We start from the raw sequence: 14,586 nt of genomic DNA on the forward strand, positions 1-14,586 counted from the left end.
GGGATGACCGGGCGGGGAGCCCCCCTTCGCCTCCTGCTCGTCCACGGCAGCCGGCTCAACGCCGCCGCGTGGATCCCGCTGGAGGAGGCCCTCCTCGGCCGGGTCGTCTGCGACCACCTCGACCTGCCCGGGCACGGGCTGCGGCGGGCGGACGCCTTCACGATGGGGGCGGCGCTCGACGCGGTCACCGACGCCGTCGCCGCGCTCGACCCGCAGGCGCACCGGGTCGTCCTCGCCGGGCACAGCCTCGGCGGGTACGTCTCGATGGAGTGGGCGGCGCGCCACCACCACGTCCTCTCGGGGCTGGTGCTCCTGGGCTCGACCGCGCAGCCGTCCTCGCGGCTCGCGGGCATCTACCGCGCCTTCGGCAGCGCCTTGCGCGCCGGCCTCGGGGACGAGCGGCGCGTCGGGCGCATCGAGGAGACCGACGCGGCGTCCCTGCGCCGGATCATCGGCCCGCGCACCGCGCAGGCCGTCCTCCAGCGGGGACGGGGGCTCGCCGCGATCCCCGACGCCTGGGACGCGGTCATCAACGAGGTCGACCTCGCCTCGCTGCGGGACGTCGACGTGCCGGTGCTCGCGATCAACGGCGAGTACGACCAGTTCCGCGTCGGCGAGGCCGCGGCCCGTCGCCTGCGGCGGGACCTGCAGGTCGTCCACGTGCACGGCGCGACGCACTTCGCCCCGATGACGCACCCGGCGCCGGTGGCGCAGGCGATCTGCGACTTCGTGGCCGCCCTGCCCGACTACTGAGCGCCGGTCGCGATCTCGCGGGACGGGTCGGTGATCCACTCGCTCCAGCTGCCGACGTAGACGTCGGCCTCGACGCCCGCCTCGTGCAGCGCCAGGGCGGTGTGCGCCGCGGTGACGCCGGAGCCGCAGTAGGTGCCGACGACCGTCACCTCGTCGATGCCCTCCCGGGCGAAGCGCTCCCGCAGCTGCGCCGCCGGGCGCAGTCGTCCGTCGTCGGTGACGAGCTCGGACATCGGCACGTTGACCGCTCCGGGGATGTGGCCGGCGACGGGGTCGATCGGCTCGCTCTCCCCTCGGAACCGCTCGGGGGAGCGGGCGTCGACGAGCACGCCGAGCTTGGCGGTCGCGGCCGCGTCCTCGGCGTCGAGGGCGACGAGCTCGTCGCCCTCGAGGTGGACCTCGCCGGGCTCCGGCGTGACCGGCTCGGTGCTCACGGCACCGCCGGCGGCGCGCCAGGCGGCGAGGCCGCCGTCGAGGACCCGGACGTCCTCGATCCCCGCCCACCGCAGGACCCACCACGCGCGGGCGGCACCGAGGGAGGTCGCCTGGTCGTAGACGACGACCCGCGTGTCGTCGCCGATCCCGGCGGCGCGCAGGCCCTCCTGCAGGACCGCGACGTCGGGGAGGGGGTGGCGCCCGCCGTCCCCGGGCGGTCCGGCGAGGACCGCGTCGAGGTCGACGAAGGGAGCGCCCGGCACGTGGCCCTGGGCGTACAGCGCCGGACCCTGCCCGTCGAGCGTGTACTGCACGTCGAGCACGACGAGGTCGTCGTCACCCAGCTCGTGCTGCAGGTCGGCGGCGGTGATCAGGGCGCTCATGGGGTCTCCTCGGGGTGGGGGTGCAGGGGGGCGATGGGGATCTCGTAGTCGCCGAAGTCGTGGTAGGCGCGCGGGTCCTCGCGCGGCTCGATGTGGGTGGTGACCTCGAGGTCGGGGAAGTCCCGGTGGAGGACCTGCTCGAGGTCCTCGACCACGTCGTGGGCGCGGCGCACCGACCACGCGCCGGGGACGAGGACGTGCACCTCCGCGAAGGACAGGTGGCCGGCGCCGCGGGTGCGCAGGCCGTGGAAGTCGATCTCAGCGGTGCGCTGGGCCTCCAGCACGGCGGCGAGGGCGGCGTTGACCTCGGGGTCGAGCGCCTCGTCCATCAGGCCGCGTCCGGACTCGTCGAGGAGCTTCCACCCGGTCCAGATGATGTTGGCACCGACGAGCAGCGCGACGATCGGGTCGAGCTGCTCGATCCCGGTGACCACGACGAGGAGCACGCCGACGAGCACGCCGACGGAGGTCCACACGTCGGTGAGCAGGTGCTGCCCGTCCGCCCGCAGGGTGATCGACCGGTGCTCGCGCCCGGCGCGCAGGAGCACTAGGGCGACGGCGCCGTTGATGACCGAGGCGACCACCGAGATGGTCAGGCCGATGCCGGCCTGGCTGATCGGCTGCGGGTCGAGCAGGCGCGCGATCGACTGCCAGATGATGAAGGTCGCGGCGACGAAGATCATCCCGCCCTCGATCGCGGCGGAGAAGTACTCGGCCTTGCTGTGACCGTAGTGGTGGTTGTCGTCGGCGGCCCGCGCGGCCACGCGCAGCGCGATCAGCACGGCGATCGCCGCGACGAGGTTGACGATGGACTCGGCGGCGTCGGCGAGCAGGCCGACGGAGTCGGTGATGTACCAGGCGCCCGTCTTGAGGGCGATGGTCGCCACGGCCGCGGCGATCGAGAGCCAGGCGAACTTCTCGAGGTTGGGTCGGGAGGTGGCCGGGGAGTCCATGTGTGCGATTGTCCCTGCTCGTGCTCGCGGTGCGACACTGGGAGGCGCGATGAGCACCCAGACCCTTGATCCCACCACCCCGGCGACCACGGGGGAGCGCGTGCTGCCTCCCCTTCGCATCGGCCGCCACGTCATCGACTCACCGGTCGTCCTCGCCCCCATGGCCGGCATCACCAACCGCGCCTTCCGTCGGCTGTGCCGCGAGGCGGGCGACGCAGGGCTCGCCGCGAGCGGCCTGACGGGCGCGAGCAGCCTCTACGTCAACGAGATGGTCACCTCGCGCGCCCTCGTCGAGCGCACGCCGGAGTCGATGCGCCTCATCGAGCACGACGGGGACGAGCGCCCCCGCAGCGTGCAGCTCTACAGCGTCGACCCGGCGACGACGGCCGCCGCCGTGCGGATGCTCGTCACGGAGGAGCGCGCCGACCACATCGACCTCAACTTCGGCTGCCCGGTCCCCAAGGTCACCCGCAAGGGTGGCGGCGCGGCGCTGCCGTGGAAGCGCGACCTCTTCCGCGCGATCGTCGCCGCCGCGGTCACCGAGGGGGCGAAGGGGGAGATCCCCGTCACCGTGAAGATGCGCGTCGGGATCGACGCCGAGCACCACACCTACCTCGAGGCCGCGACCGCCGCCGTCGAGGAGGGCGTCGCGGCCGTGTCGTTGCACGCGCGCACCGCGAGCCAGGCCTACTCCGGGCAGGCGGACTGGGGACACATCCGGCTCCTGAAGGAGACCGTGACCTCCGTCCCGGTGCTCGGCAACGGCGACATCTGGTCGGCCGAGGACGCGCTGCGCATGGTCGAGGAGACCGGCTGCGACGGGGTCGTCGTCGGGCGGGGGTGCCTCGGCCGGCCCTGGCTCTTCGCCGACCTCTCGGCCGCCTTCGCCGGCACGCAGGTGCGGGTGCGCCCGACCCTCGCGGAGGTCACCGCGACCCTGCGCCGGCACGCCGAGCTGCTCACCGACTTCTACGACGGCGACGAGCTGCGCGCCTGCCGCGACATCCGCAAGCACATCGCCTGGTACCTCAAGGGCTTCCCGGCCGGCTCGACCGTGCGCAACCAGCTCGCGCTCGTCGACTCGCTCGCCGCCCTCGACCGGCTCATCGCGACGATGGACCCCACCAGTCCCTGGCCGGGCGAGGCCGCGGAGGGCCAGCGCGGTCGTGCCGGCTCCGCCCGCGTCGTCGCCCTGCCGGAGAACTGGCTCGCCTCGCAGGAGCTCGACGAGGCCCAGCGGGCGCAGGTCGCCGCCGCCGAGCAGTCGGTCGCCGACGGCGGCTGACCCTCACCCGACGACGACGAGCAGGTCGCCCCCTTCGACCTGCTGGCGCGCGCCGACGGCGACGCGGCGCACGGTGCCGGCCTGCTGGGTGGTGATCGCGGCCTCCATCTTCATCGCCTCGATCGTCGCGACCGTGGCCCCCGCCGCGACCTCGTCGCCCTCGGCGACCTGGAGCGTCACGACCCCGGCGAAGGGGGCCGCGACGTGACCGGCGGCGCTCGGGTCGGCCTTCTCCGCGGCGACGACGTCCGCCTCGACCGTGCGGTCGCGGACCTGTACCGGGCGCAGCTGACCGTTGACCGTGCCCATGACGGTGCGCATGCCCTGCTCGTCGGGCTCGCTGACCGAGGACAGGCCGAAGGTCAGCGTCTTGCCCGGCTCGATCTCCACGTCGTGCTCCTCGCCCTGCTCCAGGCCGTGGAGGAAGAGGCCCGTGTCGAGGACCGAGGTGTCGCCGAAGGTGGCTCGCGCCGTGCGCATCTCGTCGGTCGGTCCGGGGAAGAGCAGCTCGTTGAGGGTCTCGCGCGGGTGCTCCCGCAGGGCCTGCTCCTGCTCCGGCGTCAGCTCGGCGGTCGGGGGCTGCTCGCGACGGCCCTCGAGCGCCTTGCTGCGGAAGGGCTCGGGCCAGCCGCCGGGCGGGTCGCCGAGGTCGCCGCGGAGGAAGCCGATGACCGAGTCCGGGATGTCGAAGCGGGCCGGGTCGGCCTCGAACTCGGCCGGGTCGGCGCCGAGGCCGACGAGGGCGAGCGCGAGGTCACCGACGACCTTGCTGCTCGGCGTCACCTTGACGATGTTGCCGAGCATGGCGTTGGCCGCGGCGTACATGTCCTCGACCTCCTCGAACCGGTCGCCGAGGCCGAGGGCGATCGCCTGCTGGCGCAGGTTGGACAGCTGGCCACCCGGGATCTCGTGGCGGTAGACCCGCCCGGTGGGGGAGGCCAGGCCGGACTCGAAGGGGGCGTAGAGGCGGCGCACCCCCTCCCAGTACGGCTCGAGGGCGAAGACCTGCTCGATGTCCAGGCCGGTCGGCCGGCCGGTGCCGTCGGTCGCGCCGACGAGGGCGGAGAGGGAGGGCTGCGAGGTCGTGCCGGCCATCGTCGCGCTCGCGGCGTCGACCGCGTCGACGCCCGCGTCGATCGCCGCGAGGAGGGTGCCGATCTGGCCGCCCGCGGTGTCGTGCGTGTGCAGGTGGACGGGCAGGTCGAAGCGCTCCCGCAGCGCCCGCACGAGGGTGGCGGCGGCGGGCGCCCGCAGGAGCCCGGCCATGTCCTTGATCGCGAGGACGTGCGCGCCGGTGTCGACGATCTGCTCCGCGAGGCGCAGGTAGTAGTCGAGCGTGTAGAGCCGCTCGCCCGGGTCGAGCAGGTTGCCGGTGTAGCACAGGGCGACCTCGGCCACGGCCGTGTCGGTGGCGAGGACCGACTCGACCGCCGGGCGCATCTGGCTGACGTCGTTGAGCGAGTCGAAGATGCGGAAGACCGACAGGCCGCTGCGCGCCGCCTCGGCGACGAAGGCATCGGTGACCGTCGTGGGGTAGGGCGTGTAGCCGACGGTGTTGCGACCGCGCAGGAGCATCTGCAGCGCGATGTTGGGCATGGCCTCGTGCAGGGCCGCGAGCCGCTCCCACGGGTCCTCGTGGAGGAAGCGCAGGGCGACGTCGTAGGTCGCCCCGCCCCAGGCCTCGACCGAGAGCAGCTGCGGGGTGAGGCGGGAGACGTGCTCGGCGACGTGGAGCAGGTCGCGGGTGCGCACGCGGGTCGCGAGGAGCGACTGGTGGGCGTCGCGGAAGGTCGTGTCGGTGACCTGGACGTCGGTGCGCTCGCGCAGGTCGGTGGCGAAGCCGGCCGGGCCGAGGCGCAGGAGGCGGTCGCGGCTGCCTTCGGGCCGGTCGCCGGTCGGCAGCTCGGGCAGCTTGGTGCGTGGGCGCAGGTCGCTCGTCCGGGGGCCGTGCGGGCGGTTGACGGTGACGTCGGCCAGGTAGGTGAGCAGCTTGGTGGCCCGGTCCTTGCCGACGGGCGCGTCGACGAGGTGGGGGCGCTCGTCGATGAAGCTCGTCGTGACGCGCCCCTCCTGGAAGGCCGGGTCGGCGAGCACGGCCTCGAGGAAGGGGAGGTTGGTCGCCACGCCGCGCACGCGGAACTCGGCGAGCGCTCGGCGGGCGCGACGGACCGCGAGCGGGAAGGTCGCGGCGCGGCAGGTGAGCTTGACGAGCATCGAGTCGAAGTGGGCGCTCACCTCGGCACCGACGAAGGTCGTGCCGCCGTCGAGCCGGACGCCGGACCCGCCGGCGGAGCGGTAGGCCGAGATGGTGCCGGAGTCGGGGCGGAAGCCGTTGGCCGGGTCCTCGGTGGTGATGCGGCACTGCAGCGCGAAGCCGTGCGTGCCGATGTCCTCCTGCCGGTGCCCGAGCCCGGCGAGCGTGGCGCCCGCGGCGATCTGCATCTGCATGACGACGAGGTCGACCTCGGTGACCTCCTCGGTGACCGTGTGCTCGACCTGGATGCGGGGGTTCATCTCGATGAAGACGTAGCGGCCGTCCTCGCCGAGGAGGAACTCCACGGTGCCGGCGTTGACGTAGCCGATCGACCGGGCGAAGGCCACCGCGTCGGCGCACATCCGCGCGCGCAGGTCCGGGTCGAGGTTGGGGGCCGGGGCGATCTCGACGACCTTCTGGTGGCGGCGCTGCACCGAGCAGTCGCGCTCGAAGAAGTGCAGCACCTCGCCGGAGGCGTCACCGACGACCTGGACCTCGATGTGGCGCGGGTTGACCACGGCCTCCTCGAGGTAGAGCGTGGGGTCGCCGAAGGCGGACTCGGCCTCGCGCTGGGCCGCCTCGAGCGCGGCGCGCAGGTCCTCCCGTCGTCCCACCCGGCGCATGCCGCGCCCGCCGCCACCGCTCACGGCCTTGACGAAGACGGGGAAGCCGATCTCCTCGGCCGCGGCCTCGAGGGCGTCGAGGTCGGTCGTCGCGTCGGCGCCGACGAGGGTCGGCAGGCCGGCGGCCTTCGCCGCGGCGATCGCGCGGGCCTTGTTGCCGGTGAGCTCGAGGACCTCCGCCGGCGGGCCGATGAAGGTGATGCCGTGGCGGGCGCACTCCTCGGCGAGCTGGGGGTTCTCGGAGAGGAACCCGTAGCCCGGGTAGACGGCGTCGGCGCCGGCCTCGCGGGCGACCCGCACGATCTCCTGCGGGTCGAGGTAGGCGCGGACGGGGTGACCGGCCTCGCCGATGACGTAGGCCTCGTCGGCCTTCATCCGGTGCTCCGACATGCGGTCCTCGACCGGGTAGACGGCGACGGTGGTCGCGTCGAGCTCGGTGGCCGCGCGGAAGGCACGGATGGCGATCTCGCCTCGGTTGGCGACGAGGATCTTGCGGAACATGGAGCCTCCGGGGTGTGTCGGCAGTGTCCCCGCAACGCTAGCCCCACCGGTGCGATGACGAAGGCGGCGTTCCGCAGGGTGGAGTGCGCGTCGCCCGTCGTAGGCTCGCCAGCGTGAGCGAGAGCAGCGACCGGGAGCGGTGGGTCTCCGAGGACCCGGTGCACAAGCGGGCCGACCGTGACGACTTCGCGCGCGACCGGGGTCGTCTCATCCACTCGGCCGCCCTGCGCCGTCTCTCCGCCAAGACGCAGGTGCTCGGGCCCGGCAGCGACGACTTCGTCCGCAACCGGCTCACGCACAGCCTCGAGGTCGCGCAGATCGGCCGCGAGTTCGGTGGGGCCCTCGGCTGCCGGGCCGACGTCGTCGAGGTCGCCTGCCTCGCGCACGACCTCGGGCATCCCCCCTTCGGGCACAACGGGGAGACGGCGCTGGACGAGGTCGCGGCCGGGATCGGCGGGTTCGAGGGCAATGCGCAGACCCTGCGGATCCTCACCCGGCTCGAGCCCAAGCGGGTCCACCCCGACGGTCGCCCGGCCGGCCTCAACCTCACCCGCGCGAGCCTCGACGCGGCGACCAAGTACCCGTGGCGGCGCGGTCACGGGCCTGCTCCCACACCCAAGTTCGGCGTGTACGAGGACGACGTGGCGGTCTTCGAGTGGATGCGCGAAGGGGGGCCCGGCGGTGTCGTGCGCTGCCTCGAGGCCGACGTCATGGACTGGTCGGACGACGTGGCGTACTCCGTCCACGACGTGGAGGACGCGGTGGCCTCGGGCCGGCTCGACCTGCGGCGGCTGCGTGACGGCAGCGACGCCGGGGCCGTGCTCTCGGTCGCCGCGACCCACTTCGCCCCGGACCTGGGTCGGGACGCCGTGGGCGCGGGCCTCGAACGCCTGCTCGCCACGGGCGCGGTCCCCACGGACTACGACGGGTCCCGGGTCGCCCTCGCGGGGCTGAAGGACATGACCTCACGGGTCATCGGGCGCTTCGTCCACGCCGCCGAGGCGGCGACGCGCGCGGTCCACGGCCCGGGCGACCTCGGCCGCTACGATGCCCGCCTCGTCGTGCCGGACGAGTCGCGCGCCGAGGTGGCCGTGCTCAAGGCGGTCGCCGCCCACTTCGTCATGTTCTCGGGGGAGCGGGACGACGAGTACGCCCACCAGCGCCGTGTCGTGGCCGACCTCGTCCAGTGGTTCACGGCCGACCCCGAGGCGCGCTTGGACGCCGACCTGCGCCCCGACCTCGAGGCCGCCCCCGACGACGCCGCCCGGCTGCGTGTCGTCGTCGACCAGGTGGCCGGCCTGACCGACGTGCGCGCGCTCGCGCTGCACGCCGCGCACTGCTGAGCAGCCGCCGGGTGAACCCCGGGTGACAGGGGAGTCCTCCCCATTCCCGCTCCTCGGGGGCTGCTGACAGGGTCGGTGCGACCGAGAGGCCACCGGCAGGAGAAGCACGTGATGCTCACCCACGCGATGGACCCCGCGCGGGTCCGGGAGGTCGCGGCGACCCTGCGCGCGCAGGCCCGCACGGTCGAGGACCTGCGGACCTCCGGGCAGGCGAGCTCCCTGGTCCTGCGCGGGGCCTGGCAGGGGGGCGACACCGAGGCGCTGCTCTCGGAGTGGGACGACCTCAGCCCGCGGCTGACGGATGCGGCCCGGACCCTGCACGAGGTCGTCGCCGCGTTGCACCGGGGTGCCGCGTCGCAGGACGCGACGTCGGGCGAAGGGGGCGGGGCACCCCCTTCGTCGACCAAGACGTCCGCGGCAGACACCAACCCCGCCCCGCGGACCGTCATGGCGGGGGCGCCGGACCCCGGGACCGGCCAGATGACCGAGGGGGAGGCGGAGCGGTGGCGGGCGGAGCACACCGACGGCGTCAACCCGGCATGGGACATCGACCCGGAGGAGGGGACGGCGATCGTCAGCGGGCGGGCCGTGCCGAACAACGACTTCGCGGGGCGGACGTACGACGGCCCCCAGTGGAGCGAGGAGCTGCAGGAGCGCTACCCCGACGGGGTGGAGATCGACGAGTTCGGCTTCCCGGACTTCTACCCCTACGTCAACGCGGAGCACGGGCCGGTGCTCATCGAGCTCACCGAGACCTCGAGCAAGGACATCCGGCTCGCCTACGGGGCGGCCGGCATCGACAAGGACGAGGCCAAGGCGCTCCAGGAGGACTGGGTCTGGCACCACACGCACGCCTACGACCCCGAGAGCGGGCGCGGTGAGCTCGTCCTCGTCCCGCGTGACCTCCACGCCGCGGTCAAGCATGCTGGGGGCCGGTCACTGCACAAGCACGACGGAGCCGAGACGAGCGACTGATGGACTTCCGCACCAGCTACCCAGCACCCGACGAGTCGAGCCTGCGCGCCCTCGAGGCCGCCCTCGGCGTGCCGTTGCCTGCCGACTACCGGGCGTGGTTGCAGGGCAACGGTGGTGGCGTCACCGAGGACGACCTCAAGTACGGCACCGACGACCTCTCGGTCGAGGAGCGCACCCACCCCGTGGTCACGATCTTCTTCGGGCTCGGGGTGGCGGACCGCGAGCTCGACCTCGGCGGGGCCCGCGGTGTGTACGACCGGCGGCTGCCGCCCGAGGTCACCCCGATCGCGACCAACGACGCCGGCGACCTCGTCTGCCTCGCTGTGGCGGGCGAGCACGCCGGGTCCGTGTGGTCCTGGGCGCACGAGGAGGAGTCCGCCGACGGGCCGTCGTGGGCCGGCCTGACCCGCGTGACGGACGGGTTCACCCCCTTCGTCGACGGGCTGCGCGCCGTCCCCTGGTGACCGGGCCCGGCCCGGCCGCCGCCGGCACCTAGACTCGGAGGCCACGAGGGCGAGACCAGGAGGTGGCCGTGGCGGGACGGATCCGTGCCGAGGACGTGCAGGCGGTCAAGGAGCGCTCCTCGATCACCGACGTCGTCCGTGAGCACGTCAACCTGCGCGCCGCCGGCATCGGCTCGATGAAGGGCCTGTGCCCCTTCCACGACGAGAAGACGCCGAGCTTCACCGTCCGCGAGACCGTCGGCGCGTACCACTGCTTCGGCTGCGGCGAGGGCGGTGACGTCATCTCCTTCGTGCAGAAGCTCGACCACCTGACCTTCGCCGAGGCCGTCGAGCGGCTCGCCGGCAAGCTCGGGATGGAGCTGCGCTACGAGGAGGGCGGCGGCCCCCGCGACGGGGTGGGGCTCGGCAAGCGCTCGCGGCTCATCGAGGCGCACCGCGCTGCGGCAGAGTTCTACCACTCCCGGCTGCTCGAGACGCCCGAGGCGCGCATCGGCCGGGACTTCCTGCGGGAGCGGGGGTTCGCCTCGCCCGAGGCCAAGCTCTTCGGCATCGGCTACGCGCCCCGCTCCGGCGAGGAGCTCGCCCGCCACCTGCGCGGCAAGGGCTTCAGCGACGAGGAGCTGACGATCGGTGGCCTGTGCGGGCGCGGCTCGCGCGGGCTCTACGACCGCTTCCGCGGCCGGCTCGTCTGGCCGATCCGCGACATCACCGGCGACACCATCGGGTTCGGCGCGCGGCGGCTGTGGGACAACGACCGCATCGGCGCGAAGTACCTCAACACCACCGAGACGCCGATCTACAAGAAGTCCAACGTCCTCTACGGCCTCGACCTGGCGAAGAAGGCCATCCGGGACGAGCGTCGCGTCGTCGTCGTCGAGGGGTACAGCGACGTCATGGCCGCGCACCTGTCCGGGGTCGAGGGCGCCGTCGCGACCTGCGGCACCTCCTTCGGGGCGGACCACATCAAGGTCATCCGGCGCATCGTGCGGGACGAGGAGGACCTCGCACCCGCCAAGGTCATCTTCACCTTCGACGGTGACGCGGCCGGGCAGAAGGCCGCGATGGCCGCCTACGCCCAGGACGACAAGTGGGCCAGCCAGAGCTTCGTTGCGGTGGCCAAGGACGGCATGGACCCGTGCGACCTGCGCCTGCGCGAGGGCGACACCGCCGTCCGCGAGCTCGTCGAGGACGCGGTGCCGATGTTCGAGTTCGCCGTGCGGACGCTCCTCGCGCGCTTCGACCTCTCGACCGCCGAGGGGCGGGTGCAGGGGATGCGCGCCGTCGCGCCCGTCATCAACAGCATCCGCGACACCTCCCTCCGCCCCGAGTACGTGCGCACGGTCGCCGGCTGGGTCGGCGTCGAGGTGGACCAGATGCGCAGCGCGGTCGACCGGGCCGGTCGCCTGCAGGCACGCGAGGACGCGAAGGGGGACTCCCGCGCCAACCCGGAGACCCCCGAGCCGACCCGGGGCGAGGCCTCCTCCGGCATCCCGGCGCCCAACCTGCGCGACCCGATCGTCATGGCCGAGCGGCAGCTGCTCCAGTCGCTGCTCCAGCACCCCCAGATGTTCAGCCCCGAGGACCTCGACGCCATCGAGCCGGAGAGCTTCACCGCGCCGGCCCACCGGTCGGTCTTCGACGCGATACGCGAGGTCGGGCCGCTCGAGCAGGGCGTGACGCTCTCGTCGTGGCACGCCCGGATCGACGAGGCGACGCCGCTCGCCGTGACCTCGCTCGTCGCCGAGCTGTCGGTCGCCCCCCTTCCCGTCGTCCACGACCAGTCGACCGGCATGCCCCCACCGAGCTACACCCGATCGCTGCTCGTGCGCGTGCGCGAGGTCTCGATCAGTCGCCGCATCTCCGACGCGATGTCGCAGATGCGACGCCTCGCCGCCGACCCGTCCGCGGACCAGGGCGCACTGCGCGAGCTGTCCCTGGCCCTGCAGACGCTCGAGCGGCAGCGCGCCGCCCTGAGGGAGGCGGTCCAGTGAGCCGGTTCCGCTGGCGGCGCGAGCGCGCCGTCCCCGTGCCCGACGACGTGGCGCTCGCGCGCGGCGAGCGGGTGCTCGCGACCGCCCGGGCCGGGGAGTCGACGCTCGTGCTCACGTCGCACCGGCTCCTCGTCCCCGGCGAGACGGACGAAGGGCGTGCCTGGCACCTCGTCGACCGCGGGCGGTGGGACCCCGGGACCGACACCCTGTCGGTGACGTGGGTCGACCACGCGCCCGCGGGGCGGTGGGTGCTCACCGAGGCGGGGGGCGTCCCGGACGCCTTCCACGAGCGGGTGCAGGCCAGCATCGTGCTCGTCGAGGAGGTCGTCCTGGACCGCACGCGACGAGCGCGCGTGGTGCTGCGCAAGGACCTCGCGACCGACCGGATCCTCGCCCAGACGATCGTCGGCCCCCGCTGCGACCCCGACGACCCGGAGCTCGTCGCGGCCACCGAGGCGGCCGCCGCGCGGCTCGCCGAGCAGGTCGGTCGCGAGCCCTGATCCCGATTACGTCCCGCGCTGAGTTCTTGCTATGGTGGCGCAGCGCTTCGGCGCGGTCCCCCATAGCTCAATTGGCAGAGCATTCGACTGTTAATCGGAGGGTTCTTGGTTCGAGTCCAAGTGGGGGAGCCCGATGAGGGCCCCGGACAGGCTGTGTGCCTGGCCCGGGGCCCTTTTCATGTGCTCGGACCTCGCGTGAGATCCCCGTCCTGGACGTCGCCGACCTGGCGGCCGGTCCCGACGTGGTGTGAGTCAGCTAGCTCGTCCCGGAGGTCACGCTCGACGAGGAGCTCTCGCTCGCCGGCGGGGGAGGGCAGTCCTGCAGCTTCGGTGGCCGGAGCGTGGACGTCGGCAGCATCGACGTCGCGAGGTTGCTGCGCACGGCCTTCTTCCAGGCGCCGGAGTCGACCATGTCCTCCAGCGCCGCGCTCACGTCCTCGCACAGCGCGCTGTCGGCCGGGCGCATCGCGACGCCCCACCGCTCACGGGCGAAGCTGTGCCCGCTGAGGCGCAGCTTGTCGGGGGCACGCGAGCGCCTGGCGAAACCCGCGAGGATCGCCGCGTCGGAGGTCACGGCCTTGACCTTGCCCTCCTCGAGCAGCTTGACGCAGTCGGACACGCGCGGCTGGACGGTCAGGTGCAGACCGGGGTGGTCGTCGACGAGCTCGCTCGTCGACGTGGACCCCTGCACGCTGCAGACGGTGAAGCCGCGCAGCTGTCCGGGGGAGCGGATCGTGCTGCGGGAGGAGACGAGCAGGTCCTGCCCGGTCGTGAGGTAGGGCCCGGCGAAGGTCACCTCGTCCTTGCGCTCGGGCGTGATCGAGTACGAGGAGAGCACGAGGTCGGCCTGGCCGGTCGCGAGCAGCGTCTCGCGCTGGTCGGTCATGCCCTCGACGAAGCTGATCCGGTCGATACCCAGGTGGCGGGCGATGTAGCGCGCGACATCGACGTCCAGACCCGAGTACGTGTCCCCCTCGCGCAGCCCGACCCCCGGTTGGTCGAAGGAGATCGCCACGCGCAGCGTGCTCGGCAGGTCGGTCTCGTGCAGGGAGGGTGACGAGGTGCCGCTCGGGGACGAGGTGCTCGCGGGCGCCTGCGTCGAGACCACGGGGCTCGTCGGCCCGGTCGGCTCGACGTCGACCGGGCGCACGCACGCGCTCAGCAGGGCAGCGCCGAGCGCGGTTGCGGTCACCACCCGGGCACGGCGCACGTCATCCCCCTTCGTCGATCGGGACCATCCTCTCAGGCCCGCTGCCATGACGAAGGGGGGAGTCCGTCGCGCGTCAGCGCTTGAGCGTCGTCGAGGCCTTGCCCCAGGTGTTGGAGGTGTCGACGGTCGCGATCTGCCAGTAGCGGGTGGTGGAGGCGTAGGCCTTGAGGGAGACCCGGCCGTAGCGGTCGGTGGTGCCGGACCTGACCCACTTCCACGAGCACGACGAGCAGGACTTCTGCCGCAGGGAGACCTTGGCGCCCGACCAGGCGCGGTAGGTCCCGGCGCTGGGGGAGTAGCGGGTCGCGGTCGCCCTGACCGTGACGTAGCGACCGCTGCGCGAGCTGCTGGCCGCGGTCCGGGACCCGAGGCGCACGGTCATCGTGCGGGTGTTCTGGTTGACGTCGTTGTAGTTGTAGTCGTACGCGAAGTCGGGACGGATCGTGTAGGTCCCGAGCGGGGACCAGTCGTACCAGTCCTCGACGTCGCTGCTGGCGCCGTCGAAGTTGAAGGAACCTTCCCAGCCCTGGGTCGGGTGCATGATGTCCCACCACGCGGACTCGGTGTACCCCAGGCAGCCGGCACTGAACTTCGCGGTGATCGCCCGGTAGGTGCTCGTGACCGAGACCTTGCTCGGCACGCTGATCGAGCAGGAGTACGCGGCCTGCGAGGGGGCGGCGACCATGACGGTCGGGACGAGGGAGAGAGCGGCAGCAGCCGCGACGCGCTTGAGCATGAGGGTCCTCTGGGAGTGGCGAAGGGAGCGCCGCTGGGAAACCGTCTCCCCCCGGCGATCCACAGCCTAGGACCGAGCGGTGACAACCCCTGCGCAGGCGCGCCCGGGGCCGGCCCCATGAAGGAGTTCTCACCCGGATCTCATGATCGTTTCACAGCGGGCCGATGGGATGGCGGTGCC

12 protein-coding genes and 1 tRNA gene are annotated in these 14,586 nt (G+C 73.2%); 8 read left to right on the plus strand and 5 right to left on the minus strand.

Annotation, left to right across the window (positions count from 1 at the left end; all coding sequences use genetic code 11):
- The first annotated feature begins 3 nt into the window (after positions 1–3).
- Positions 4–753, plus strand: a complete 750-nt coding sequence (locus tag JT1_RS03565; RefSeq protein ID WP_068323120.1) for an alpha/beta fold hydrolase — start codon at positions 4–6, stop codon at positions 751–753.
- Here JT1_RS03565 and JT1_RS03570 read toward each other — a convergent pair.
- Together JT1_RS03570 and JT1_RS03575 are read right to left on the minus strand one after the other, a co-directional pair.
- Positions 747–1,571 carry a sulfurtransferase gene (locus JT1_RS03570; RefSeq protein ID WP_068323123.1) on the minus strand — a complete coding sequence of 275 codons (825 nt, stop codon included), beginning with the start codon at positions 1,569–1,571 and terminating at the stop codon, positions 747–749. The two genes, JT1_RS03565 and JT1_RS03570, sit on opposite strands and share 7 nt — an antisense overlap.
- A complete protein-coding gene (locus JT1_RS03575; RefSeq protein WP_169701831.1) occupies positions 1,568–2,524 on the minus strand; it encodes a cation diffusion facilitator family transporter in 957 nt (318 codons plus the stop codon). The genes JT1_RS03570 and JT1_RS03575 overlap by 4 nt, the downstream gene beginning before the upstream one ends.
- Before the next feature lie 49 nt (positions 2,525–2,573).
- On the opposite strand from JT1_RS03575, the gene dusB reads away from it, so the two are divergent.
- The gene (gene dusB, locus JT1_RS03580) at positions 2,574–3,809 is read left to right on the plus strand and encodes a tRNA dihydrouridine synthase DusB (protein ID WP_068323129.1); all 1,236 of its coding nucleotides are present in this window, start codon (positions 2,574–2,576) and stop codon (positions 3,807–3,809) included.
- A gap of 3 nt (positions 3,810–3,812) precedes the next feature.
- Here dusB and JT1_RS03585 read toward each other — a convergent pair whose 3' ends face one another.
- Positions 3,813–7,187, minus strand: a complete 3,375-nt coding sequence (locus tag JT1_RS03585; protein WP_068323132.1) for a pyruvate carboxylase — start codon at positions 7,185–7,187, stop codon at positions 3,813–3,815.
- Positions 7,188–7,300: 113 nt separating this feature from the next.
- Between JT1_RS03585 and JT1_RS03590 the strand changes: the two genes are divergently transcribed.
- From JT1_RS03590 to JT1_RS03615, 6 genes are all read left to right on the plus strand, one after another.
- On the plus strand, positions 7,301–8,530 hold the full coding sequence (locus JT1_RS03590; protein ID WP_068323136.1) for a deoxyguanosinetriphosphate triphosphohydrolase: 1,230 nt from the start codon (positions 7,301–7,303) through the stop codon (positions 8,528–8,530).
- 111 nt (positions 8,531–8,641) lie between these two features.
- Entirely contained in the window at positions 8,642–9,505 is an 864-nt protein-coding gene (locus JT1_RS03595; RefSeq protein ID WP_255218248.1) for an HNH endonuclease, read from the plus strand.
- Positions 9,505–9,969 (plus strand): SMI1/KNR4 family protein, encoded by a 465-nt coding sequence (locus JT1_RS03600; RefSeq protein WP_068323142.1) that lies wholly within the window; start codon positions 9,505–9,507, stop codon positions 9,967–9,969. Before JT1_RS03595 ends, JT1_RS03600 begins: the two co-directional genes overlap by 1 nt.
- 68 nt (positions 9,970–10,037) lie before the next feature.
- Positions 10,038–11,960 carry a DNA primase gene (dnaG, locus tag JT1_RS03605; RefSeq protein ID WP_068323145.1) on the plus strand — a complete coding sequence of 641 codons (1,923 nt, stop codon included), beginning with the start codon at positions 10,038–10,040 and terminating at the stop codon, positions 11,958–11,960.
- Complete coding sequence (locus tag JT1_RS03610) at positions 11,957–12,460, plus strand: hypothetical protein (RefSeq protein WP_068323148.1); 504 nt, start codon at positions 11,957–11,959, stop codon at positions 12,458–12,460. Before dnaG ends, JT1_RS03610 begins: the two co-directional genes overlap by 4 nt.
- A 56-nt stretch (positions 12,461–12,516) precedes the next feature.
- Positions 12,517–12,589 (plus strand) — tRNA-Asn (locus JT1_RS03615).
- 127 nt (positions 12,590–12,716) lie between these two features.
- Here the strand turns inward: JT1_RS03615 and JT1_RS03620 are convergent.
- Both JT1_RS03620 and JT1_RS03625 read right to left on the minus strand, forming a co-directional pair.
- Positions 12,717–13,670, minus strand: a complete 954-nt coding sequence (locus JT1_RS03620) for a transporter substrate-binding domain-containing protein (protein ID WP_169701832.1) — start codon at positions 13,668–13,670, stop codon at positions 12,717–12,719.
- A gap of 73 nt (positions 13,671–13,743) precedes the next feature.
- The gene (locus tag JT1_RS03625; protein ID WP_068323154.1) at positions 13,744–14,406 is read right to left on the minus strand and encodes a hypothetical protein; all 663 of its coding nucleotides are present in this window, start codon (positions 14,404–14,406) and stop codon (positions 13,744–13,746) included.
- Positions 14,407–14,586: the final 180 nt, after the last annotated feature.

It is taken from the genome of Janibacter terrae NBRC 107853, assembly GCF_001591405.1.
GTDB classification, from domain to species: Bacteria; Actinomycetota; Actinomycetes; order Actinomycetales; family Dermatophilaceae; genus Janibacter; species Janibacter terrae.

What these genes read in the sequence shown, in the direction of transcription:
- JT1_RS03570 (WP_068323123.1), bottom strand. Translation starts at nt 1,571, where the DNA reads ATGAGCGCCCTGATCACCGCCGCCGACCTGCAGCACGAGCTGGGTGAC.
- JT1_RS03585 (WP_068323132.1), bottom strand. Translation starts at nt 7,187, where the DNA reads ATGTTCCGCAAGATCCTCGTCGCCAACCGAGGCGAGATCGCCATCCGT.
- dusB (WP_068323129.1), top strand. Translation starts at nt 2,574, where the DNA reads ATGAGCACCCAGACCCTTGATCCCACCACCCCGGCGACCACGGGGGAG.
- JT1_RS03575 (WP_169701831.1), bottom strand. Translation starts at nt 2,524, where the DNA reads ATGGACTCCCCGGCCACCTCCCGACCCAACCTCGAGAAGTTCGCCTGG.
- JT1_RS03595 (WP_255218248.1), top strand. Translation starts at nt 8,642, where the DNA reads ATGCTCACCCACGCGATGGACCCCGCGCGGGTCCGGGAGGTCGCGGCG.
- JT1_RS03565 (WP_068323120.1), top strand. Translation starts at nt 4, where the DNA reads ATGACCGGGCGGGGAGCCCCCCTTCGCCTCCTGCTCGTCCACGGCAGC.
- JT1_RS03625 (WP_068323154.1), bottom strand. Translation starts at nt 14,406, where the DNA reads ATGCTCAAGCGCGTCGCGGCTGCTGCCGCTCTCTCCCTCGTCCCGACC.
- JT1_RS03600 (WP_068323142.1), top strand. Translation starts at nt 9,505, where the DNA reads ATGGACTTCCGCACCAGCTACCCAGCACCCGACGAGTCGAGCCTGCGC.